The sequence below is a fragment of the Kluyvera cryocrescens NBRC 102467 genome, from assembly GCF_001571285.1.
In the GTDB taxonomy this organism is placed as follows: domain Bacteria; phylum Pseudomonadota; class Gammaproteobacteria; order Enterobacterales; family Enterobacteriaceae; genus Kluyvera; species Kluyvera cryocrescens.
In genome coordinates, this window is sequence record NZ_BCTM01000001.1 from 312,896 (window position 1) to 335,867 (window position 22,972).

The window sequence follows — 22,972 nt, forward strand, 5'->3', positions numbered from 1 at the left end:
ACTATTTTTCTCACTTTCAAAGGCGATATAGATAGGTTATATCATGCATTCATCTTTTGAACTAAACAATCTATATCAGATAACAGTTCTCTTCGCAGTTGTGTCCCTACTCTTTGGTGGCCCGTAGGCTCCTGAGCTGGACATCGTGCGGGACTACCTCACAGTCAATTGTAAGCAGTAAAGAGGAACGAGAACCATTCATAGAGCCTAACACAGTAAATGCCGCATTGAATCCCACGACTCGGCACGATCAACGTAAGATAATCGGAGTTTGCTGCATGGTGACAAATGGAAAATGTGAAGGTAAAGAAAACGACATTACTAACTGACGTTTGTATCTAACACTGGGGACAGGTCACCTTGAATCGATGGAAGTCTCATTATTCATAAGCCGTGCTTCTCAGGGTTCTCCTGCAGTGGATAGTTTGTACGATTTGCTCCTCCGGAAACTACGGGTCAGAAAAGTTGAAAATTGAGAGTATGTACTAGGTACCTCAACGTCCGCTCATCGCTCACAGCGGACCTTCAACTCAGTTTGCTTGCCCGCTTCGTGCCGAAAGCGGGCATTGCTAACATCCATCTCCATCAATCTGTGGAAACAGTTCACTGTAATGTCACGTTGAATCCTGTTTCTAAAAGCAGATAGTCCGGTTTGCCGGGAAATTTACAAAAGGACGGCGTCTCTTGTTAGAGATTCTCCCTGCTTCACACTGCTGATTCTTCATGAATTTTAGTATAATTAGTGAAAAAAATATTTTGCTTGTTATCATATACATGAGGACTTTTTCAGAAGAACTGAGAAAAGTTCGGGTTTCACTGAACACCATAACAATTAAGAAGATTAACTGTCTGGTAAGTGATTATTTTATTCATAAAAAAACAAATATCATGATAATTGATTTTATAAAAAGCAAGGAAGCCTTGCTAATATTGACAATAACTGTTCTGTCTTATATGTCTGCAATTTCATTTGAATATGGCTATGCATATCATTTTGATTATCCTATGGAGTTTATAACGTTAGATTCTAAATTTTTATTTGTGGGTATGTCATATTTATTTTTCAATATAATTTGTGTTATGTTGATGTTTTTTACTCCATGGCCTGAAAGTAAAGTAAAAGCAGTTCAGGTTACTGCAGTTACAGTTTTTATTATGGTTGTTTTTATTGTTCAGTCTTATAGACATGATTCAGAATATGGTGGCTTTTTCGTTTTAAGTTCATCAATAGCAACAGTTACTTATATTATATACAGAATTGTTAAAAATCATAAACGTAATCCAAGTTATTTAATTTGGTCGGCGACCCTTCCCCTTATTGCCATAATGACATTTAGCTTCTTAATTGGTTTACAACAAGCATCATTAAAAAAAGAATTCAGTTACTTTCATGATCAAGTTAAAGACTATGTGATTATTAGGTTGTATGACGGTAACCTTGTCGCTAAAGAAGTGAATATAAAAGAGCGTAAGCTAGGGAGTGAGATATTATACATACCTAGCTATAACCCAGCCCCTATAACGTTGAATAAAATTAAAATAGAAAAATAGGTTCATATAGTGACCTTATGAAAAACAGGTCACTATCGTTGATATTTTATATTATTTTTTAACGACTTTGGTAGTAAAATTATCGTAAATCCCCTACATAACAAGACCATTCACTATTAGATCTGTTTTACTCTCAATAAAGTCAACTTCCGCTCCTCGCTCAGTGCGGACCTCCAGCTAAGTTCGCCGTGTCATAACAGGAAAGCCCATTATACACATGTATAATGGGCTTTCTTGTGCTGATTCGTTGGTTCGCTTCCCTTCATTATTAAGTGATGCCACCATTGAGAACCTGTTCCATAGGGAAGCATGACTGCTCTTCGCTCAACGTGGACATCATTAACCTCGTTTAACTTCTCCTGTCATAAGGGGAAAAAGTCTTTACAAAATAATTTGAACGCTTGGTGATTTCCAAACAATACTTTCGGGTATAAACTCGGCGGATATGATTAGCTGAAAATGGAGTAATCGATGTTTACCCTTGGCGCACACCTTTCATCCAAACGTACCGGATATACTCATCATGGTATTTACATTGGGAGTGGTAAAGTTATCCATTATTCAGGTCTGGCAAGTGGGTTAAGCAAAGGTAAAATCTGTGAGACTTCGTTTGAAGACTTCAATCAGAACCAGAGCGAAGTTGCCATTATCGAACATCTGGATGCTAAATGTGTTTACTCCAATGTAGATATTGTGAAAAGGGCTAAATCCAGACTGGGTGAGGATGGATATAATATATTCAACAACAACTGTGAGCATTTTGCGACATGGTGTGTGACTGGCGTTAGTGAAAGCGCTCAGGTCAAAACAGTGAAGACTATGGCAGTATCTGTAGGGCAGGCGGGGGTCAATGCTTACAGCTATTATAAAATAACTCAAACAGCCCCCACGGTATTAAGAACTGCGGCGTCCATGGCAAGCCGTCAGGTTGCTACGCGAGCTATAGCATCAGGGGCAATGACATCCGGTACTTCAGCATTGACCGGTATATCGTCTGTTGCTAGTGGTGCAGGGTTAACTACAGCAGCTTTCTCTGGTGGAGCGAGTACTATTGTTGGCTTAACTGGAGCTTCAGCAGCTACAGTAGCTGCGGCCCCCGTTGTGCTTGCCGCGGGAGGCGTAGCTTTAGTTGGGTATGGTGTATATAAAGTATGGTCATGGCTTAGCGACTAATTCTCAAATAAGCATTTAAACGCCGTGGTCGTAGTGTCGATGAGTTCTCCGAGGTGATCGGAATCGACGTTGCGGATGCAACGCTGGAGGGCTATGTAAAATACGGTGATCTGCTCCCTGTCGGTTAACACACGGGAAGGTGAGTAGAGCATAATCAATGGCGATGATAGTTGTGAACGTCTGCTCCTCGCTCACAGCAGACTATATTTGGGGAGTTGCCGGGCCCTCTCCTCAAAGGGAGAACCCGGCAAAGCGTCGTAGGGGGCAAACTTACTGCAGCTCGAATTCACCCTGCTTCACGCGTGCGGAATCCACGCCGATAAAGACGTTGAATTTGCCCGGCTCGGCGGCGTACTTCATCTGCTGGTTCCAGAACTTCAGCTGGCTTTCATCAATCGGGAAGCTGACAGTCTGGGTTTCGCCCGGTTTCAGCGTCACTTTCTCAAAACCTTTCAACTGTTTCACCGGACGACTCATCGACGCAGTCACGTCCTGCAAGTACATCTGAATAACCGTCGCCCCTTCACGTTTACCGCTGTTGGTCACCTGTACGCTGGCGGTGACGCTGCCGTTAGCCTTCATGCTCGGCGCGGACATTTTGACATCGGACACGGTGAAGGTGGTGTAGCTCAGGCCATAACCGAACGGATACAGCGGGCCATTGGCCTCGTCAAAGTAGCGCGAGGTATATTTGTTCGGCTTGTCAGCGTTGTATGGACGGCCGGTGTTGAGGTGGCTGTAGTACTGCGGGATCTGCCCCACGGAGCGTGGGAAGGACATCGGCAGTTTACCGGACGGGTTGTAGTCGCCAAACAGCACGTCCGCGATGGCGTTGCCGCCTTCGGTACCGGCAAACCACGTTTCCAGAATGGCGTCAGCCTGCTGATCTTCTTTCACCAGCGTCAGCGGACGACCGTTCATCAGCACCAGCACCAGCGGTTTACCGGTGGCTTTCAGCGCGGCAATCAGATCCTGTTGGCTTTTAGGAATGGAGAGTTCAGTACGGCTGGAGGCTTCGTGAGCCATGCCCTGCGCTTCGCCAACCACCGCCACCACCACGTCTGATTGCTTGGCGGCGTTGACCGCTTCATCAATCATCGTCTGCGGCGAGCGCGGATCAATTTTTACCGCTTCTTCGTACAGGTTCAGGAAGTCAACGATGCCTTTATCATTAGTGGCGTTCGCGCCTTTGGCGTAAATCACTTTCCCCTGCCCGGCCATCACGTTTTTAATGCCGCTCAATACGGTGACCGACTGCCCGGCAACGCCCGCCGCCGACCAACTGCCCATCACATCGCGCTGGCTATCCGCCAGTGGACCGACAACGGCAACAGTGGCGTCTTTCTTAAGCGGCAAGGTTTCCAGACGGTTTTTCAGCAGCACCAGGCTTTGACGCGCCACTTCACGGGCCTCTGCGCGGTGCAGACGGCTCTCGGCATTGGTGTCCTGCGGATCAGAATCTTTCGGCCCTAAGTGGCTGTACGGATCGTTAAACAGCCCCATATCGTACTTCACGTTCAGCACGTGACGCGTCGCATCGTCCAGCTCCGCCATGGTTATCTTGCCGGACTTCACCAGCCCCGGCAGGTATTTGCTGTAGTACTCATCGCTCATACTCATATCAATACCGGCCTTCAGCGCCACGCGTACCGCATCTTCCGGATCGGCCGCCACGCCGTGTTTGATAAGCTCTTTAATCGCCCCGTGATCGGAAACGGTGATGCCTTTAAAGCCCCACTGGTTACGCAGCACATCTTTCAGCAGCCATGCGTCAGAGGTCGCCGGCGTGCCATTTAGCGAGTTCAGGCCGATCATCACCGCGCCGCTGCCCGCGTCCAGCCCGGCTTTATACGGCGGCATATAGTCGTTGAACAGGCGCTGCGGACTCATGTCGACGGTGTTGTATTCTTTACCACCTTCTACTGCGCCGTAGGCGGCGAAGTGCTTGACGCTGGTCATCACCGAGTAGCGATCCGCCGGGCTTGTACCCTGCATCGCTTTCACCATGGTCTCCCCCATGATGGCGGTTAAATAGGTATCTTCACCAAACCCTTCCGAGGCACGGCCCCAGCGCGGATCGCGCGAGACATCCACCATCGGCGCCCAGGTCATATTTAAACCATCGTCCGCTGCTTCATAAGCCGATACACGGCCAACGGTTTTCACCGCATCAAGATTAAATGTTGAAGCTAAGCCCAGGCTTATCGGGAAAACGGTACGCTGACCGTGAACCACATCGTAGGCGAAGAACAGCGGGATTTTCAGGCGGCTCAGCGACATCACCTGATCCTGCATCGCGCGGATATCCTGACGAGTGACGGTGTTAAAAATGGCCCCCACCTGGCCGTCTTTGATCATCTCGCGGATGGCTTCTTTCGGGTTATCTGGGCCGACGCTAATCAGTCGCAGCTGGCCGATTTTTTCATCGACGGTCATCTTTTTCAGCAGTTCGGTCACAAACGCATCCCGCGCCTGCGGCGTCAGCGGATGATTGCCGAACAAATCCTCAGCCAGAGCGGGTTGCAGCGCCAGGCTCACCGCGACGCTTACAGATAATAGCCATTTCATATTCTTGTAGTCTCTTTGAGTACGTGCCGATTAGACCGACGAGGGTCGATGAAAAACCGCAGTTTGCCATAAACTTAAATGACCACGTTACAGAAAGCTAAAGTTTATTCTCTGATTTTTAGAAACATTCACTCACCAAATGGTCATACAAAGCGCTATTCTTAGAAACGAAAATTTGTCCCACCACAAGGAGTGGAGAATGTCTTCTCAATCTACAATCGATAATAACGCGTTGATAAACGAACTCTCCCGCCTGGTTGGTCACGCTCACCTGCTGACTGACCCCGCTAAAACCGCCCGCTATCGCAAAGGCTTTCGTTCTGGTCACGGTGATGCTCTCGCCGTGGTCTTCCCCGGCACGCTGCTGGAACTGTGGCGCGTCCTCAGTGCCTGCGTGGCGGCGGACAAAATTATCCTGATGCAGGCCGCCAACACCGGTTTGACCGAAGGCTCCACGCCAAGCGGCAACGACTATGATCGTGAAATCGTCATCATTAGCACTCTGCGCCTGGATAAACTGCACCTGTTGGACAAAGGTGAACAGGTGCTGGCCTGGCCGGGCACTACCCTCTATTCCCTGGAGAAAGCGCTGAAGCCTTACGGCCGCGAACCGCACTCGGTGATCGGTTCTTCCTGCATTGGTGCGTCGGTTATCGGCGGTATCTGCAACAACTCCGGCGGCTCGTTGGTCCAACGCGGCCCGGCCTATACCGAAATGTCGCTGTTTGCCCGTATTGATGAGCAGGGCAAGCTGAAGCTGGTTAACCATTTAGGGATCGATTTGGGCGAAACGCCGGAGCAGATCCTAAGCAAGCTCGACGATGAACGCGTAAAAGATAGCGACGTGCAGCACGACGGCCGTCACGCCCATGACCACGACTACGTGAACCGCGTGCGCGATGTGAACGCCGACACCCCGGCGCGCTACAACGCCGACCCGGACCGCCTGTTTGAGTCTTCCGGCTGTGCGGGCAAGCTCGCGGTATTTGCCGTGCGCCTCGATACCTTTCCGGCAGAGAAACGCCAGCAGGTATTCTACATTGGTACCAATCAGCCGGACGTGCTGACCGAGATTCGCCGCCACATTCTGGCGGAATTCAACAATCTGCCGGTCGCCGGCGAATATATGCACCGCGATATCTACGATATTGCTGAGCAATATGGCAAAGATACCTTCCTGATGATCGACAAGCTCGGCACCGACAAAATGCCGTTCTTCTTCACTCTGAAAGGGCGTACCGATGCGGTGCTGGAAAAAGTGTCACTATTTAAACCGCACTTCACCGACCGTTTTATGCAAAAACTGGGGCACGCCTTCCCGGCGCACCTGCCGGAGCGGATGAAAACCTGGCGCGATAAGTATGAACACCACCTGCTGTTGAAAATGTCCGGCGATGGCATTGACGAAGCACAAAACTGGCTGACCGAATACTTCAAACAGGCCGAAGGCGACTTCTTCGCCTGTACGCCGGAAGAAGGCAGCAAAGCGTTCCTGCACCGCTTCGCAGCGGCCGGCGCGGCGATTCGTTATCAGGCGGTTCACGCGGATGAAGTAGAAGATATTCTGGCGCTGGACATTGCGCTGCGCCGTAACGATACCGAATGGTTTGAGCATCTGCCGGCAGAAATCGACAGCAAGCTGGTGCATAAACTCTACTACGGCCACTTTATGTGCCACGTTTTCCACCAGGATTACATTGTCAAAAAAGGCGTCGACCCGCACGAACTGAAAGAACAAATGCTGGAGCTGCTGCGCGCACGCGGTGCGCAATACCCGGCGGAACATAACGTCGGTCATCTGTATGAAGCCGATGAAAATCTCCAGCGCCACTATCGTGAAAACGATCCGACCAACAGTATGAATCCGGGTATCGGTAAAACCAGTAAACTGAAATACTGGGGTGAGAAAACCGACGCATAATGTCGTCAATCAGGCTTATCGGGGGCGCGTTTTGCGTTCCGGATAAGCCTTCGCACGCGTTTGTCACAACAAGGAATTCGATAATGTCCACGCTTGATGTCGCCAGCAACGCCGATATTGAAATCCGCGATGCCAGAGCCGACGATGTTCAGGCCATTGCGGCGCTGTACGCCTGGCATGTCCTCAATGGGCGCGCCTCGTTTGAAGAAGTTCCCCCTTCAATTGATGAAATGGGCCAGCGGATGAGCAACATCCAGCAGCAAGGGCTACCCTGGCTGGTGGCGCTGTATCGCGGTGAGATTGTCGGCTATTGCTATGCCAGCCCCTATCGCCCTCGCCCGGCTTATCGCTATACCCTTGAAGAATCTATCTATGTCGATACCGACATGACCGCGCACGGTATCGGTAGTCACCTGCTCGCCGCGCTGATTTCCCTATGCGAAAAAGGGCCATGGCGGCAGATGCTGGCGGTCATTGGCGACGGCAATAACAATACCGGCTCGTTACGCCTGCATAAGAAACACGGGTTTGAAGTGGTGGGACAACTGCGCAGCGTGGGCTACAAGCTGGGAGACTGGCGGGATACGGTGATAATGCAGCGTCCACTCAACGACGGTGACTGGACGCTGCCGGAATAACATGGCGTATACCGAGGACTAATCTTCCTGGGTGGTCTGCCCGGTACGCTGGGCTTTGGCGATATCGCCTTCCACCTGGGCTTCTTTTTGCTTTTTATAGCTAAGCGCCGCTGCCGGAACCGGCATCACTTTCCCGGTTTCCACCCATGTGCGCAGACGGCTGGCGTCGGCGAAGTGGGTATATTTGCCAAACGCATCCATCACCACCATCGCCACCGGGCGATTGTTCATCACGGTACGCATCACCAGGCAGTGACCCGCGGCGTTAGTAAAGCCGGTTTTGGTCAGCTGAATGCTCCAGTTATCGCGATACACCAGATGGTTGGTATTGCGGAATGGCAGCGTGTAGGCCGGATGGGCAAAGGTCGCGGTATCTTCTTTGGTCGTGCTCAACTGGCCAATCAGCGGATACTGTTTGGTGGCAATCAGCAGGCGAGACAGATCACGCGCGGTGGATACGTTGTGAATCGACAGCCCCGTCGGCTCAACGTAACGGGTGCGGCTCATGCCCAGCGCCTTGGCTTTCGCATTCATGGCACGAATAAACGCATCATAGCCACCCGGATAGTGGTGCGCCAGGCTGGCGGCCGCACGGTTTTCGGAAGACATCAGCGCCAGCAGCAGCATATTTTTACGGCTAATCTGGCTATTCAAACGCACGCGAGAGTAAATCCCCTTCATCTCCGGCGTGTGGCTGATATCGACCGTCAGCATCTCATCCAGCGGTAAATGTGCATCCAGCACCACCATCGCCGTCATCAGCTTGGTTATCGAGGCCATTGGGCGCACAAGATCCGGCTGGTTTGAATAAATGACTTTATTAGTATTCAGATCGACAATCATTGCGCTGCCGGACGCAATTTCCGGCTGCGAGGAGACGGCAGAGACGGCCGTTTTAGCACTCGCCTGAGGCGCAAAAGGCACAGCCAGCACTAAAGCAAGGCTGAGCAGGGAAATACGAAATTTCTGCATGGTGAGTATTCTGGCGGTTATTTATGCACATGATGATAGACAACCGCTTCGTACCAAACGGTGACGAAGCGGAATGGCTCATCATAGCGCGGAGTGCGCGGAATCTACCAGTAAAGAATAGTGAATAAATGCTGCATTGCTGGCGTGTTTAAATTCACGCCAGCAATGAGTTAGAGCATCAGAACAGACGGTAGCCGTAGCCCCACAGCACGACGGTCAGCGCCAGCAGCACTTCCAGTACCAGCACGCCAATCGCCAGCGTCGAACTGGCAAAGCTCAGCCCTTCTTCCCGGTCGATATTCAGAAAGGTTGGAATGCCGACATACAGTAGATAGCCGGTGTAAAACAGCGCCACCGTCCCCACCAGCGCGCACAGCCAGACCAGTGGGTAGAGCGCGACAATACCGCTCAGGAAGATAGGCGTTGCGACATATCCCGCAAACACCATACAGCGCTTGAGCGACGGCCTGTTCGAATAGTGACGCGCCATCCACCAGATAACACGCCCCATCACCGCGACGCCCGCCAGCATCAGCGCATAGAACAGTACCGCCATCCCTAGCCCAGTCATGACTGATAGCCTGACGACATTGCCATCGCCAAAGTTCCAGCCAAGCTGGGTGGTACCAATGAAAGCACAGATGACCGGAATGGCCGCCATGATCAGTACGTGATGCACATAGTGGTGAGAAACGGTTTCGTTCTCGCTACGGATAATATGCATTTCTTTGTCAGGGTGGGAGAAAAGTCCCCATACATGGTTCATAACGCCTCCTCTGCACGGCTTCGTACCACGTTGCTGTAAGTATAATTCACGCTTATGGATTATTTTATGTACAACGCGAAAAATAGACGCAGCTGCAGCCTGCTCATCAGGGTGTATCATTAAGGGAATGACGTTGTAAGGAGTACGTGTTTGCATGGATATCAATAACCTGATTTCCCACTATGGCTACGCCGCGCTGATTATCGGCAGCATGGCAGAAGGCGAAACAATTACGCTGCTTGGCGGCGTGGCGGCACATCAGGGCCTATTGAAATTTCCGCTGGTGGTGATTTCGGTGGCGCTAGGTGGGATGATTGGCGATCAGCTCCTTTATCTGCTGGGGCGACGGTTTGGTGGTCGGTTACTTAAGCGCTTCTCACGCCATCAGGCGCGAATTCGTAAAGCGCAGCGCTTAATTAAGAGTCATCCCTATCTGTTCGTTATCGGTACGCGGTTTATGTATGGCTTTCGCGTGATAGGCCCACTGCTGATTGGCGCCAGCGGCCTACCGCCGAAAATTTTCCTGCCGCTGAATATTGTCGGGGCGATTATCTGGGCGCTGCTGTTTACCACCCTTGGCTATCTTGGCGGTGAAGCAATTGGCCCGTGGCTACATCATTTAGATAAACATCTTAAACACTTGATTTGGCTGGCGCTGGCTATCGTTCTGGTGCTCGCACTGCGCTGGTGGTTAAAGCGGCGGGAAGCGAGAAAACCGCAGGAATAACCGATATCAGCGGCGGCGGGGATTTGAAGGGATACGCCCTGTTGATGCTGAAATGTCCTCCCGTCGGGCAATACGGGAGGACGTCATTCACCGGCGTTTTTATTTATCGGTGATATGGTAGCCGCCACCCAGCGCAGAGGTCAGCTGAATGCTGGCGTCAATCCACTGGCCGTGCAGGCGGATTGCGCTCATCCGCTCCTGCAGCGCCGGTAATTTTGCCACGCTGACTTTCGCGCCAGAGATAATCCCGGCATTCTTGCGCTGCTGCGCCAGATTGACCACCCGCTGCACATCTTTCTCAACCTGCGCCTGCTGCTGGTTTTTCGCCATCAAGGTTTCGACCTGGCTTGCCGTTTTCGCCACCTGGTTCACTGCGTCGACCACCGCTTTGTTGTATTTGGCAACGGAAAGGTTGTTCTGCGCACTGGCGATATCCAGATTGGCATTCAAACGGCCGCTGTCAAAGATTGGCAGCGTCAACCCTGCGGTCACCCCCATCTGCTGGGCAGAATGACGGAAGAGATCGCTTAAGTGCAGCGCATCCTGTTGCAGGAAGGCCATCAGGTTGATGTCCGGATAAAATGCTGCTTTCGCCGCATCAACTTCACTTAGCGAGGCTTCAATATACCAATGTGCTTCCTGCAAATCAGGGCGACGCGCCAGCAGCTCGTAACCTAAGGTGGTCGGCATTTTGCTGGCGACAGCAGGCAGCGCCACCTTACGCAAATTCAACGACCGGCTCTGACTGTTGGTCAGCGCCATCAGCCGGGCTTCGATCTCTTTCATATTACCTGCGACATCCGCCAGCTGTTCATCGGTTTTGCTGACGTTAATATCGTTTTCAGCCCCTTCGGCGGAGTTGGTGATACCATGTTCGAGCAGCGCGGTATCAACGGTCACGATATTATTCTGTTCGCTTTTGATCTGCTGCAGCACATCCTGGATGGCCGCTTCGGTCTGCCACTGCCAGTAAAGGCGCGCCACGCTGCTGGAAAGCAGTTCGCGGGTTTGCGCGCGTTCAGCCAGCTGCGCTTTGACTTCACCAATGCGCGCCTGCACCAGAGCGCGGTTTTTGCCCCACAGGTCAAGATCCCAGCCGGCCGTTAAACCGAACGTTCCGTTGGTGTACCACGGGCCGGTGTTACCGTCGCTATCGGTAGCAAAAGGGCCCATCAGGCCCTCTGCGGACATTTTTTGCCGCTCAACGTCGGCGCCAAAATCGAGTTCAGGGCCGAGATCCGCCTGCGACATTCGCGCCTGCGCTTCTGCCAGCTTGATACGCTGATCGGCAATTTGCATATCCGGTGCATTGGCCAGCGCGCGGCTCATTAAGCTATTGAGCTGCGCATCATGGTAATCTTGCCACCAGTTGCTCTGCGGCCAGCCGTGTTGAACCGCCGCAGGAAGTTCCATAGAGACATTCGAGGCCGGAACCTGCTGTTTGGCCGGGGCACCAATATCATGCGACGGCGCGCAGCCGGCCAGCGCGATGAGCAGGGGCAAACCGGACAGCACGCTTTTTTTAAGAGTGAGATTCATTTGAGTGGTCAGGTTACAAAATCAGGGCGTGATCATAATTTAGATGAAGGAAATCTCTTTAGTAAAGCGTGTGGGAACATAAACAGACATACTTAAATACAGCTAATAATAGATAGAATTCATGGAGTGAAAATGAGCCAAAACATCTATGACGATGCCAATTTCTTCGCCGGATACGCCACGCTCGACCGCTCGGTTAAAGGGCTGGACGGTGCGCCAGAATGGCCTGCCATTCAGCAAATACTGCCGACAATGCGCGATCTACGTGCGGTCGACCTGGGCTGCGGTTACGGCTGGTTTTGCCGCTGGGCGCGCGACCAGGGTGCCGCGCAGATAACCGGGCTCGACCTGTCCCAGCGTATGCTGGAGCGCGCGCGTGAGATGACCGACGGCGACGGCATCGAGTACCACCGCGAAGATTTACAGGCCCTCAACCTACCCGCCAATAGCTGCGATCTGGTCTACAGCTCACTGACGCTGCACTATTTACCAGATATTGCCCCGCTGCTGGCCAACATCTACCAGGCATTAACGCCGGGTGGGACGCTGGTATTCACCGCCGAACATCCGATCTACACCGCCCCTCTCAAGCAGGGCTGGCAGGTGGAAGAACACGGGCAGAAAAGCTGGCCGGTGAGTCATTATCAGCAGGAAGGCGAGCGCATCAGCAACTGGTTTGCCGACGGCGTCAAAAAACAGCACCGTACGCTGGGCACCTGGATTAACGCCCTGATTGGCGCCGGATTTGTGATTGAACATCTCAACGAATGGGGGCCCACAGCGGAGCAAATTGCCGCTAACCCGGCGCTGGACGAAGAAAAAGAGCGGCCGATGATTTTCATTCTGCGCGCGCGAAAGGCGGGCTAAAACACCGCGCGTTATTCGACCATCAGGCCGGATAACGCGCGGTTCTCTTCAGGTTTACTCTTTCAAGCTTGCGCCGTGAGTCGCAATCACCTCTTTATACCAGCCAAAGCTCTTCTTCTTACTGCGCGCCAGCGTGCCGCTGCCATCATCGTTGCGGTCAACGTAGATAAAACCGTAGCGTTTGGACAGCTCGGCTTTCGAGGCGCTGACCAGGTCAATTGGCCCCCAGCTGGTAAAGCCCATCAGCTCCACGCCGTCTTCAATCGCTTCACGCGCCTGTACCAGGTGATCGTTGAGGTAGCTGATCCGGTAGTCATCATTGATGCTGCCGTCGGCTTCCACTTTATCCTTCGCCCCCAGACCGTTTTCCACGATAAACAGCGGTTTTTGATAACGATCCCACAGCACGTTAAGCAGCGTGCGCAGCCCCAGTGGATCAATCTGCCAGCCCCACTCCGAGCTCTCCAGATGCGGGTTCGGCACCATATTAAGAATATTGCCGCGCGCTTTGTTATTCAGCGCCTCATCGGCGGTGACGCAGCCGGTCATGTAGTAGCTAAAGGAGATAAAATCGACGGTAGACTTCAGCGCGTCACGGTCGGCGTCAGTGATGTTCAGTTCGAAGCCGTTTTCGCGGAAATAGCGCAGCATATAGCCCGGATACGCGCCGCGGCACTGTACATCGCCAAAGAACTGCCAGCTGCGATTTTCCTGCAAGGTCTTAAACACATCTTCCGGCTTGCAGCTTAACGGATACATCAGGCCGCCGAGCAGCATATTGCCAATTTTCCCCTCTGGGACGATTTCATGGCAGGCTTTCACCGCCAGCGCGCTCGCCACCAGCTGATGGTGAATGGCCTGATAAACCTCGGCTTTGCTGCTGTCGGCAGGCAGGCCAACGCCAGTCATCGGCGCGTGCAGCGACATGTTGATTTCATTAAAGGTCAGCCACAGTTTTACTTTGCCTTTGAAGCGTTCAAACACCGTGCGGGCGTAGCGTTCAAAGAAGCCAATCACCTTGCGGTTGCCCCAACCGCCGTAGTTTTTCACCAGCGCCCACGGCATCTCGTAGTGGGACAGCGTCACCAACGGGGTGATGTTGTGCTGCGCCATCTCATCGAACAGCTTGTCGTAAAATGCTAGCCCGGCTTCATTGGGTTCAGCATCGTCGCCGTTGGGGTAAATCCGCGTCCACGCAATAGAAACACGCAGACAGTTGAAGCCCATCTCGGCAAACAGTGCAATATCTTCCGGATAGCGGTGATAGAAATCGATCGCCACATCTTTAATGCCGGAATCACCCGGTACACGCTCGACAACTTCGCCAAAAACGCCGTGCGGCTGTACGTCGGAGGTCGACAGTCCTTTACCATCTTCCAGATAAGCGCCTTCGACCTGATTTGCCGCGGTCGCGCCGCCCCAAAGAAACGTATGCGGGAATGTTTTCATCTCTCTCTCCTGTGATTAATGCTGTACGGACAACAGCGGCTGACCAGCGGTGACCGCGCTGGCGGCGCTGATTTCCAGCCCTGGATAGTCGTCGCTGTTGCTGATAATAATTGGCGTTGCCAGGTCGTAACCGGCATCGATAATCGCCTGACGATCGAAGGTCAGCAGCAGATCGCCGGCCTTCACTTTGTCACCCTCTTTCACGTGGGCGGTAAATGGCGCACCCTCGAGCTTGACGGTATCAATGCCAACGTGGATCAGCAGTTCTATACCGCTGTCGCTGAGCAAACCGATAGCGTGCTTGGTCTGAAAAATTGAGGCCACTTCGCCGTCAAACGGCGCAATCACTTGCCCCACGCTGGGAATAATCGCCACCCCTTTGCCCAATAGCCCGCTCGCGAACGTGGTGTCCGGCACCTGATCGAGGGCCAGCACGGTGCCCGTCATCGGGGCCAGCACATCATTTTCTGACGCTTTTGCCACCGTAATTGGTTCTGCAGATTTATGCGGCAGACCGGCAATCATCGTCATCACCAGTGCCAGAATAAAGGCAACGATCGCACCGGTGAGACCACCCCAGAAACTGGCATCCACACCACTAGGCGGAATCATCTGCGCCAGCGTGAAGATGTTGGCCAGACCAAATGAAAAGGTATAGCTGTGGCTAAATGCGGTGATAGCACCACCAATCGCACCGGCCACGCAGCCGAAAATAAACGGACGGCGCAGCGGCAGCGTCAAACCATAGATAGCCGGTTCGGTAATACCGAAAAGGCCAGCGGAAAACGCAGAGCCCGCCAGTACTTTCTGACGTGCATCACGAGTGGCAAGGAAAATCCCCAGCACCGCCCCTACCTGAGCAACGACCGCAGGCACAATGATCGGCATCATGGAGTCGTATCCCAGCACGGCCATGTTGTTTATCATCAGCGGCACTAGCCCCCAGTGCAGACCGAAGATCACGCACACCTGCCACAGCCCGCCAAGCGCAGCCCCCGCCAGCCAAGGCGCGACGACATACACCGCCTGATAGCCGTTGGCCAATAGATGGCTAAGCCAGGTCGCCACCGGACCAATAATCAGGAACGTCAGCGGTACCACGATGGCAAGACAGATTGCTGGGGTGAAAAAGTTCTTCATCGCCGACGGCAGCCAGGCGTTGCTGCGCCGTTCAATCCAGCAGCTCACCCACGCGGCGAGAATAATCGGGATAACCGATGAGCTGTAGTTGATAAAGGTGACCGGGATACCGAGAAAATAGTCCGCCGTCGCCCCCGGTGCCTGTGCTGCTTCGAAAGCCTGAATCATCAGCGGGTGCGTGAGCGCGCCGCCGATGACCATGGTGATAAACGGGTTACCGCCAAACTTTTTCCCAGCGGTATAGCCGAGGAATAGCGGGAAGAAGAAGAACAGCGCATCGCTGGCCGCGAACCAGATTTTATAGGTCGCCTGCTCGGTGTTGAGCCAACCGCAGACCACCGCCAGCGCCAGCAGCCCTTTCAGTAAACCGGTGGCCGCCATCACGCCGATAAACGGCGCAAAAATACCGGAGACAATATCAATCACCTGGCCGAGGGCGGACGTTTTTTCCCCCTTCACGACGACCGGTTCGCTGTCATCGTTAATCCCGGCTTCATAGCGCACTGCTTGCCACACGTCGTGGACGTGGTTGCCAATAACCACCTGAAACTGACCGCCGCTTTCAACGACCATAATGACGCCGGGGTTCTTTTTGAGCGCCTCGGCATCGGCTTTGCCGCTCTCTTTAAGCTTAAAACGCAGTCGGGTCGCGCAGTGAACCAGACTCACGATATTCTCTTTGCCGCCAACGTGGCTGAGAATATCCTGCGCGAGTGCTTTGTATTCCATACTGTAATTCCTTGACCGAGTATAAAAACAAAAAAACCCGAGAACGTCGTCCGAAGACGCCGCGCTCAGGTTTTGCCTGCAAAATGCAGTAACAATCCAATGATAAAGGGATTAACGCCCCTCTTTTCTCACCCGCTCAATATGAATGGCGAGAAACATAATTTCTTCCGTCGTTAGCGACCGCTGATAGCTGTTTTGCAGATGCAGCGCTACGGTTTCCGCGCATTTCCACGCTTTAGCGTAGTTGTCTTTCACCGCGCTATGCAGCGATGCGTCATCATCTGCCACCACCGTTCGCGTCAGCATTCGCTGGGCGAAAAACTTCAGGTGAGTGACAAAACGCTGGTAGCTTAACGACTCTTCGTCGTACTCCAGGTGCAACTGATACTTCACCAGCTGCAAGATTTCCTGCATGACGCGGGTGACGTGCATCACTTCCGGCATTTCGCTGTTAAGCTGGCCCGTTACCAGATGCAAAGCAATAAACCCCGCTTCATCTTCCGCCAGCTCCACGCCGAGCCGACTGGCAATCAGCGCCCGCGCCTCCTGCCCCAGTGCAAACTCTTTCGGATAGAGCCGTTTGGTTTCCCACAGCAGAACATTTCGCAGCGCCACACCTTTTTTCTGCCGCTCTATAGCAAAATGACAGTGGTCGGTGAGCGTGATGTAAATGCTCTCCTGCAGCGGCCCTAGCCGCTCGCGGGCCCGTTCTATTATCCGGTCGCAGGTGGTCATCACCTCGAGCGGAATCTGACTGAGTAATTCGCCCAACCGCCCTACCAGCTCATCGCTCTGTAAGGCGAAAATTTTCTCGATTTTTGTCTCATCCAATGAGTCGCCGACGCGTTTCTGAAAGGCTAGTCCTCGCCCCATCACAACCTGCTCACGCCGGTGTTCATCCAGAACAACCACCACATTATTATTAAGCACTTTGGCGATTTGCATTTATGAACCCCAGAAACAAAAAAACCTGACTCCTGACAAGCGTCAGATAATCAGGTTTTGCCTGCCGAAGCAGTAACAATCGTTATGAGTATTTCATTTTCCCTATCAATACCTCAATGGCACAAAGGGAAATTTGTGATGTGGATCGGAACTTTATCCGCGCCAGTCGTTAATCACCTGGGCGATAAGCTTCGATTCCTGCAGCGCGCGGACGGCGGTAAACAGCGTGGTGGCCTCAGCGTACTCTTTGCGCAGATAGCCTAGCCACTGCTTGATGCGCGCCACGTGATACAGCCCGGTATCGCCCTGTTTTTCCAGGCGGGTATATTTTTGCAGCAGCTCAACCACCTGCGGCCACGGTAATCGCGGTTCATTGTATTTGATGACCCGGCTCAGGTTTGGCACGTTCAGCGCCCCGCGGCCGATCATCACCGCATCGCAGCCGGTCACCGCCATACACGCCTGCGCGCTTTGATAGTCCCAGATTTCGCCGTTGGCGATAACCGGAATGGTCAGCCGCTGACGAATGTCGGCAATCGCCTGCCAATTAATGCGTTCGGCCTTGTAACCATCTTCTTTGGTGCGCCCGTGCACCGCCAGCTCCGTCGCACCGGCCTGCTGCACCGCATCGGCGATTTCAAACTGCCGCGCTCCGCTGTCCCAGCCCAGACGCACTTTCACCGTGACCGGCAGATGCGCAGGCACCGCTTCGCGCATCGCTTTCGCGCCCTGGTAAATCAGTTCAGGATCTTTTAGCAGCGTGGCGCCGCCGCCGCTGCCGTTCACCGTCTTTGATGGACAACCGCAGTTGAGATCCACGCCCCACGAGCCCAGCTCAACCGCGCGGGCGGCATTTTCCGCCAGCCACTGCGGGTATTGCCCTAGCAGCTGGATGCGCACGCGCGTACCGGAAGGAGTACGGCTGTGGTTATGTAATTCCGGGCAAAGCTTTTGGAACGATTTTACCGGCAGCAGTTGATCCACCACGCGCAAAAATTCGGTGATGCACAGATCGTAATCATTCACTTCGGTCAGCAGCTCGCGCACCAGCGAATCGAGCACGCCTTCCATTGGCGCCAGTAAAACACGCATATTGTTATCCGGAAAAAAAAGAGGCGCTATGGTAACGTCTTCACATGCAGCTTTCCACTGCCAGGAGCGCGACGCGCAATCGCGATTATCGACACACCAGGAGGTGAATCATGAATTCGAAAGTTATCCAGCTACAGACGGCGCCAGCCCCGCAGCAGTTTCGCGATGTGCCGCCGGTTTTATTAACCGATGCTACCCTGCTGGCGCGTAAAAATAAGCTGCTGGAACGTATGCGCGAAGAACGCTTCGACGCCCTGGTGATTTACGCCGATAAAGAGCATGGTGGCAACTTTGAATACCTCACCGGGTTTATACCGCGCTTTGAAGAAGGGCTGCTGGTGCTGGATAAATCCGGCCACGCCACCTCCATTCTGGGCAATGAAAACCTGAAGATGGCGCAGTATTCGCGTCTGCCGGTTACCCTCAAACACTGTCCGCTGTTTTCCCTGCCCAACCAGCCGATGGATAACGAAAAGCCGCTGGCCCAGTTGTTCAACGAGACCGGGCTCAGCACAATGTCGAAAATTGGTCTGGTCGGCTGGAAGATGTTTACCGCCGCGCATACCGATAACGCCAAACTCTTTGACCTACCGTGGTTTATCGTGGAAGCCGTCAAGAACAGCACCCACGCGGATCTGGTGAACGCCGCGCATCTGTTTATTCGCAGTGATAAAGGGGTGAGAACGGTCAACAATGCCAATGAAATCGCCCATTATGAATACGGTGCCAACCTCGCTTCAAACTGCATGCTTACTGCGCTGGACGCCGTCACGCCGGGGATTCGTGAAACCGAACTGGGCGCACTGCTGGCCGCTGAAGGACAGTATCAAACGGTAGTCACCATTGCCGCCGCTGGGCCGCGCTTTGCAAAAGCCAATCTTTATCCAACCTATAAACCGGTTGAGCACGGCCAGCCGCTGTCGATGACCACCGGCTTTAAGGGAGGGCTCTCTAGCCGCACCGGGTTTGTGATTGCCGATGAAAGCGAGCTGCCGGAAAATCAGCAGGATTATTTAGCGCGCGTAGCGAAGCCGTACTTTGGCGCGGTCGCGAGCTGGCTGGAGAATGTTCAGATAGGCATGGCGGGGGGTGAACTGTACAGCCTTATCGACAGCGTGCTGCCAAAGGAAACCTACGGTTGGCATCTGAATCCGGGTCACCTGAGCGCCGACGAAGAGTGGATGTCGTCACCGGTCTATCCAGCGTCAAACGAGGCGTTAAAAAGCGGGATGATTTTACAGATCGATATTATCCCTTCGGTGCCGGGTTATACCGGGGTGAGTGCCGAAGAGAGCGTAGCGCTGGCGGATGCGGCGCTACAGCAAGCGATCGCCGCGGATTATCCGGATCTGTGGGCGCGTATTGAAGCACGTCGCAGCTATATTCGCGACGTACTGAAGATTGCCATCAGCGATGATGTGATCCCGCTATCCAACAGCGTGGGGTATTTGCGACCGTTTATGCTGGCCAAAGATAAAGCGTTGGTTTGTTCGGTTGAGTGATATTTCAGGGGTTGGTGTATATGTCGGGTGGCGGCTACGCCTTACCCGACATATACAGGTCTTTCTGTAGGCTTGATAAGCGTAGCGCCACCAGGCGGCGCACGGTGGCTATTTGCCTTATCTTATAGAAACAGCAGAGTTATCCGGTCAGATGCCTGATGTTCCGCTTATCTATATCAGGTATGCTCAGAATTCATGGTGTGATCGGTAGCACACTTTAGGGTTTAATTGTATGATGAATGCATTCCACGAAAGGTGAATCCCATGCTCAAATCACTGAATATCATCTGGCAATACCTGCGTGCATTCGTCCTGATTTACGCCTGTCTTTACGCCGGTATTTTTATTGCGTCGCTGCTGCCGATTACCATTCCCGGCAGCATTATCGGGATGCTGATCCTCTTCATTCTGCTAGGGCTGCAAATTCTGCCCGCCAAATGGGTTAACCCCGGCTGCTACGTGCTGATTCGCTATATGGCGCTGCTGTTTGTGCCGATTGGCGTCGGCGTGATGCAGTACTTCTCGCTATTAAGCGCCCAGTTTGGCCCGGTTGTAGTGTCCTGTACCATCAGTACTCTCGTGGTGTTGGTGGTGGTGAGCTGGAGTTCACATCTGGTTCACGGTGAACGTAAAGTTGTTGGCCAGGAAGAGGCGAAAAAATAATGCTGCATTATATATGGTGGTCGCTACCGCTGACCTTAGCTGTCTTTTTTGCCGCCCGTAAGCTGGGCGCACGTTTTAAAATGCCGCTGCTCAACCCGCTGCTGGTGTCGATGGTGGTGATCATTCCCTTCCTGATGCTGACCGGGATCCCCTACGATCACTACTTTAAAGGCAGCGAAGTGTTAAACGACCTGCTGCAACCGGCGGTGGTCGCCCTCGCCTATCCGCTGTATGAACAGCTGCACCAGATTCGCGCGCGTTGGAAATCCATCATCACCATCTGCTTTATCGGTAGCGCGGTAGCAATGATCACCGGCACATCCGTCGCACTGATGATGGGGGCATCACCGCAAATCGCCGCCTCTATTCTACCGAAATCGGTTACCACGCCGATTGCCATGGCGGTGAGCGGCAGTATTGGCGGGATCCCTGCCATCAGCGCCGTGTGCGTTATTTATGTTGGTATTCTTGGCGCGGTCTTTGGCCATACGCTGCTCAACCTGATGCGTATTACCACCAAAGCCTCGCGTGGGCTGTCGATGGGGACCGCTTCGCACGCTCTGGGTACCGCCCGCTGCGCCGAGCTGGATTACCAGGAAGGCGCGTTTAGTTCGCTGGCATTGGTCATCTGCGGCATCATTACTTCGCTGATTGCCCCGTTCCTGTTCCCGGTTATTCTGGCGGTGATGGGATAAAACGAGACAAATCACACATTTTTATATGATGTTACATGCGTTGCATTAACAATGAGATATTGATCACTAATTAAGACGAGCGCGCCCCGTACACTACGATCCCATTACATTGTTATGAGGCACAACGCCATGCATCCACGTTTTCAATCTGCTTTTACGCAACTGGCGGCAGATCTGCAGACCGCTATCGCCCCGCTGCTAGCCGATCCGCATTTCCCTGCCGAGCTAAGCGCCGAGCAGGTCTCATCGCTGCAAAAAGCGACGGGGCTGGACGAAGACGCGCTCGCTTTTGCGCTTCTACCGCTGGCCGCCGCCTGCGCCCGCGCGGATCTGTCCAAGTTTAACGTCGGCGCAATTGCGCGTGGCGTCAGCGGCACCTGGTACTTCGGCGGCAATATGGAATTTCTCGGCGCAACCATGCAGCAAACCGTTCATGCTGAACAGAGCGCCATTAGCCACGCCTGGCTGCGCGGTGAAAAAGCGCTGCAGGCGATCACCGTCAACTACACCCCATGCGGCCACTGCCGTCAGTTTATGAATGAACTGAACAGCGGTCTGTCGCTGCGCATCAATTTGCCGGGTCGCCAACCGCATACCCTACAGGATTACCTGCCGGATGCCTTTGGGCCAAAAGATCTGGATATCAAAACGCTGCTGATGGATGAACAGGATCACGGCTATCCGCTTGAGGGCGACGCGCTGGCACAGGCGGCAATTAAAGCCGCCAACAAAAGCCACACGCCGTACAGCAAATCCCCCTCCGGCGTGGCGCTGGAACTGCGCGACGGTTCGATTTTCAGCGGTAGCTACGCGGAAAACGCCGCCTTTAACCCGACGCTGCCACCGCTGCAGGGTGCGTTGAACCTGCTGAGTCTCAACGGCTATGACTATCCGGATATTCAGCGTGCCATTCTGGCCGAACGCGCCGATGCACCGCTTATCCAATGGGACGCCACCACCGCGACGCTCAAAGCGCTGGGCTGCAACAATATCGATCGCGTGTTGTTAGGCTGATAACCCTCTACGAACCCCGGATGACGCATGCAAACGCTGACTCCGGGATCTCTTTGCTGTACGACGCTGGCTCAGACGGCGTAATTGTCGAATTTCCCCGCAATTAAACGATGGTTTCTTGCGCTTGCAAGGCGGGTACAGTAGCCTGATGTCTTCCTCGTCCACTATTGAGTCAAGTTCATGTTAAAGCGTGTGTTATACAGCCTGTTAGTCCTGTGCGGCCTGCTGCTGATAACTGTGCTTGGTCTTGACCGCTGGATGAGCTGGAAAACCGCTCCCTATATCTACGATGAGCTGCAGGACCTGCCCTACCGCCAGGTCGGCGTTGTGCTCGGCACCGCCAAATATTATCGTACCGGTGTTATCAATCAGTATTATCGCTATCGTATGCAGGGCGCGCTAAACGCCTATAACAGTGGCAAGGTCAACTACCTGCTGCTGAGCGGCGACAACGCGCTGCAAAGCTACAACGAACCAATGACCATGCGCCGCGACCTGATAAAAGCTGGCGTAGCGCCGGAAGATATCGTGCTCGATTACGCCGGTTTCAGGACGCTCGACTCCATCGTGCGTACCCGCAAGGTATTCGACACCAACGATTTCATCATCATCACCCAGCGATTCCACTGCGAGCGGGCGTTGTTTATCGCTCTGCATATGGGCATTCAGGCGCAGTGCTACGCCGTCCCGTCACCGAAAGATATGTGGAGCGTACGCCTGCGCGAGTTCGGCGCTCGCTTCGGCGCGCTGGCTGACCTCTATCTCTTCAAACGTGAGCCGCGATTCCTGGGCCCGCTGATCCCGATTCCGGCCCAGCAGTCGCTGCCGGAAGATGCTCAGGGTTATCCGGCGGTCACGCCAGAGCAGCTGCTGGAATTGCAGAAAAAGAAGTCATAATCACCGTGCGATGAGCGCTTCCCTCACCTCAAGTGAGATTCATTGAGTTAATCGTTCCTGTTCGCAAATAAGGTATTCTTGCGATTAGCTAATACCCACACCAAATCAACGGTTATTTGTGAAC

Annotated in this window: 18 protein-coding genes and 2 pseudogenes; 12 read left to right on the forward strand and 8 right to left on the reverse strand. The window is 53.3% G+C overall.

Annotated features, from left to right (window positions below; genetic code table 11):
- Positions 1–723: 723 nt before the first annotated feature.
- The 3 genes and pseudogenes from KCR01S_RS01510 to KCR01S_RS25930 form a co-directional block, all read left to right on the forward strand.
- Positions 724–1,551, forward strand: coding sequence for a hypothetical protein (locus KCR01S_RS01510; protein WP_061279384.1), 828 nt, complete (start codon positions 724–726; stop codon positions 1,549–1,551).
- Between the two features lie 471 nt (positions 1,552–2,022).
- On the forward strand, positions 2,023–2,724 hold the full coding sequence (locus KCR01S_RS01515) for a lecithin retinol acyltransferase family protein (protein WP_047057990.1): 702 nt from the start codon (positions 2,023–2,025) through the stop codon (positions 2,722–2,724).
- 11 nt (positions 2,725–2,735) lie between these two features.
- Positions 2,736–2,831 (forward strand): annotated as a pseudogene (locus tag KCR01S_RS25930) (major capsid protein); the annotation flags it as partial.
- Between the two features lie 163 nt (positions 2,832–2,994).
- Here the strand turns inward: KCR01S_RS25930 and bglX are convergent.
- The gene (gene bglX / locus KCR01S_RS01520; protein WP_061279385.1) at positions 2,995–5,292 is read right to left on the reverse strand and encodes a beta-glucosidase BglX; all 2,298 of its coding nucleotides are present in this window, start codon (positions 5,290–5,292) and stop codon (positions 2,995–2,997) included.
- A gap of 199 nt (positions 5,293–5,491) precedes the next feature.
- Here bglX and dld point away from each other — a divergent pair, with 199 nt between their 5' ends.
- Complete coding sequence (gene dld, locus KCR01S_RS01525; protein ID WP_061279386.1) at positions 5,492–7,213, forward strand: D-lactate dehydrogenase; 1,722 nt, start codon at positions 5,492–5,494, stop codon at positions 7,211–7,213.
- Between the two features lie 83 nt (positions 7,214–7,296).
- Positions 7,297–7,851 (forward strand): GNAT family N-acetyltransferase, encoded by a 555-nt coding sequence (locus KCR01S_RS01530; RefSeq protein ID WP_061279387.1) that lies wholly within the window; start codon positions 7,297–7,299, stop codon positions 7,849–7,851.
- Between the two features lie 18 nt (positions 7,852–7,869).
- Here KCR01S_RS01530 and pbpG read toward each other — a convergent pair whose 3' ends face one another.
- Positions 7,870–8,823 (reverse strand): D-alanyl-D-alanine endopeptidase, encoded by a 954-nt coding sequence (pbpG, locus tag KCR01S_RS01535; protein WP_061279388.1) that lies wholly within the window; start codon positions 8,821–8,823, stop codon positions 7,870–7,872.
- A gap of 178 nt (positions 8,824–9,001) precedes the next feature.
- Positions 9,002–9,589, reverse strand: a complete 588-nt coding sequence (locus KCR01S_RS01540; protein ID WP_061279389.1) for a Yip1 family protein — start codon at positions 9,587–9,589, stop codon at positions 9,002–9,004.
- Between the two features lie 154 nt (positions 9,590–9,743).
- Between KCR01S_RS01540 and KCR01S_RS01545 the strand changes: the two genes are divergently transcribed.
- The gene (locus KCR01S_RS01545; RefSeq protein ID WP_061279390.1) at positions 9,744–10,316 is read left to right on the forward strand and encodes a DedA family protein; all 573 of its coding nucleotides are present in this window, start codon (positions 9,744–9,746) and stop codon (positions 10,314–10,316) included.
- Between the two features lie 99 nt (positions 10,317–10,415).
- Here KCR01S_RS01545 and mdtQ read toward each other — a convergent pair whose 3' ends face one another.
- The gene (gene mdtQ, locus KCR01S_RS01550) at positions 10,416–11,855 is read right to left on the reverse strand and encodes a multidrug resistance outer membrane protein MdtQ (RefSeq protein ID WP_061279391.1); all 1,440 of its coding nucleotides are present in this window, start codon (positions 11,853–11,855) and stop codon (positions 10,416–10,418) included.
- Between the two features lie 132 nt (positions 11,856–11,987).
- Between mdtQ and KCR01S_RS01555 the strand changes: the two genes are divergently transcribed.
- The gene (locus KCR01S_RS01555) at positions 11,988–12,722 is read left to right on the forward strand and encodes a class I SAM-dependent methyltransferase (protein WP_061279392.1); all 735 of its coding nucleotides are present in this window, start codon (positions 11,988–11,990) and stop codon (positions 12,720–12,722) included.
- Between the two features lie 54 nt (positions 12,723–12,776).
- On the opposite strand, the gene KCR01S_RS01560 is transcribed toward KCR01S_RS01555, so the two are convergent.
- From KCR01S_RS01560 to dusC, 4 genes and pseudogenes are all read right to left on the reverse strand, one after another.
- Positions 12,777–14,171: a glycoside hydrolase family 1 protein gene (locus KCR01S_RS01560; RefSeq protein ID WP_061279393.1), complete on the reverse strand. Its 1,395-nt coding sequence runs from the start codon at positions 14,169–14,171 to the stop codon at positions 12,777–12,779.
- A gap of 15 nt (positions 14,172–14,186) precedes the next feature.
- Positions 14,187–16,125, reverse strand: a pseudogene (bglF, locus tag KCR01S_RS01565) (PTS beta-glucoside transporter subunit IIABC).
- 26 nt (positions 16,126–16,151) lie between these two features.
- On the reverse strand, positions 16,152–16,985 hold the full coding sequence (gene bglG / locus KCR01S_RS01570) for a transcriptional antiterminator BglG (RefSeq protein WP_061279395.1): 834 nt from the start codon (positions 16,983–16,985) through the stop codon (positions 16,152–16,154).
- A gap of 153 nt (positions 16,986–17,138) precedes the next feature.
- Entirely contained in the window at positions 17,139–18,077 is a 939-nt protein-coding gene (gene dusC, locus KCR01S_RS01575) for a tRNA dihydrouridine(16) synthase DusC (protein ID WP_061279396.1), read from the reverse strand.
- A gap of 110 nt (positions 18,078–18,187) precedes the next feature.
- On the opposite strand from dusC, the gene KCR01S_RS01580 reads away from it, so the two are divergent.
- The 5 genes from KCR01S_RS01580 to sanA all read left to right on the forward strand — a co-directional run bounded on the left by KCR01S_RS01580 (position 18,188) and on the right by sanA (position 22,848).
- Positions 18,188–19,579 (forward strand): M24 family metallopeptidase, encoded by a 1,392-nt coding sequence (locus tag KCR01S_RS01580; protein WP_156478729.1) that lies wholly within the window; start codon positions 18,188–18,190, stop codon positions 19,577–19,579.
- A gap of 264 nt (positions 19,580–19,843) precedes the next feature.
- Positions 19,844–20,242: a CidA/LrgA family protein gene (locus KCR01S_RS01585; protein WP_061279398.1), complete on the forward strand. Its 399-nt coding sequence runs from the start codon at positions 19,844–19,846 to the stop codon at positions 20,240–20,242.
- Positions 20,242–20,937: a CidB/LrgB family autolysis modulator gene (locus KCR01S_RS01590; protein ID WP_061279399.1), complete on the forward strand. Its 696-nt coding sequence runs from the start codon at positions 20,242–20,244 to the stop codon at positions 20,935–20,937. Before KCR01S_RS01585 ends, KCR01S_RS01590 begins: the two co-directional genes overlap by 1 nt.
- 129 nt (positions 20,938–21,066) lie before the next feature.
- Positions 21,067–21,951 (forward strand): cytidine deaminase, encoded by an 885-nt coding sequence (gene cdd / locus KCR01S_RS01595; protein WP_061279400.1) that lies wholly within the window; start codon positions 21,067–21,069, stop codon positions 21,949–21,951.
- 180 nt (positions 21,952–22,131) lie between these two features.
- A complete protein-coding gene (sanA, locus tag KCR01S_RS01600) occupies positions 22,132–22,848 on the forward strand; it encodes an outer membrane permeability protein SanA (protein ID WP_061279401.1) in 717 nt (238 codons plus the stop codon).
- Positions 22,849–22,972 lie beyond the last annotated feature (124 nt).

Coding starts and splice junctions, on each gene's coding strand:
- KCR01S_RS01510 (WP_061279384.1), top strand. CDS start 724: ATGAATTTTAGTATAATTAGTGAAAAAAATATTTTGCTTGTTATCATA.
- KCR01S_RS01515 (WP_047057990.1), top strand. CDS start 2,023: ATGTTTACCCTTGGCGCACACCTTTCATCCAAACGTACCGGATATACT.
- bglX (WP_061279385.1), bottom strand. CDS start 5,292: ATGAAATGGCTATTATCTGTAAGCGTCGCGGTGAGCCTGGCGCTGCAA.
- dld (WP_061279386.1), top strand. CDS start 5,492: ATGTCTTCTCAATCTACAATCGATAATAACGCGTTGATAAACGAACTC.
- KCR01S_RS01530 (WP_061279387.1), top strand. CDS start 7,297: ATGTCCACGCTTGATGTCGCCAGCAACGCCGATATTGAAATCCGCGAT.
- pbpG (WP_061279388.1), bottom strand. CDS start 8,823: ATGCAGAAATTTCGTATTTCCCTGCTCAGCCTTGCTTTAGTGCTGGCT.
- KCR01S_RS01540 (WP_061279389.1), bottom strand. CDS start 9,589: ATGAACCATGTATGGGGACTTTTCTCCCACCCTGACAAAGAAATGCAT.
- KCR01S_RS01545 (WP_061279390.1), top strand. CDS start 9,744: ATGGATATCAATAACCTGATTTCCCACTATGGCTACGCCGCGCTGATT.
- mdtQ (WP_061279391.1), bottom strand. CDS start 11,855: ATGAATCTCACTCTTAAAAAAAGCGTGCTGTCCGGTTTGCCCCTGCTC.
- KCR01S_RS01555 (WP_061279392.1), top strand. CDS start 11,988: ATGAGCCAAAACATCTATGACGATGCCAATTTCTTCGCCGGATACGCC.
- KCR01S_RS01560 (WP_061279393.1), bottom strand. CDS start 14,171: ATGAAAACATTCCCGCATACGTTTCTTTGGGGCGGCGCGACCGCGGCA.
- bglG (WP_061279395.1), bottom strand. CDS start 16,985: ATGCAAATCGCCAAAGTGCTTAATAATAATGTGGTGGTTGTTCTGGAT.
- dusC (WP_061279396.1), bottom strand. CDS start 18,077: ATGCGTGTTTTACTGGCGCCAATGGAAGGCGTGCTCGATTCGCTGGTG.
- KCR01S_RS01580 (WP_156478729.1), top strand. CDS start 18,188: ATGAATTCGAAAGTTATCCAGCTACAGACGGCGCCAGCCCCGCAGCAG.
- KCR01S_RS01585 (WP_061279398.1), top strand. CDS start 19,844: ATGCTCAAATCACTGAATATCATCTGGCAATACCTGCGTGCATTCGTC.
- KCR01S_RS01590 (WP_061279399.1), top strand. CDS start 20,242: ATGCTGCATTATATATGGTGGTCGCTACCGCTGACCTTAGCTGTCTTT.
- cdd (WP_061279400.1), top strand. CDS start 21,067: ATGCATCCACGTTTTCAATCTGCTTTTACGCAACTGGCGGCAGATCTG.
- sanA (WP_061279401.1), top strand. CDS start 22,132: ATGTTAAAGCGTGTGTTATACAGCCTGTTAGTCCTGTGCGGCCTGCTG.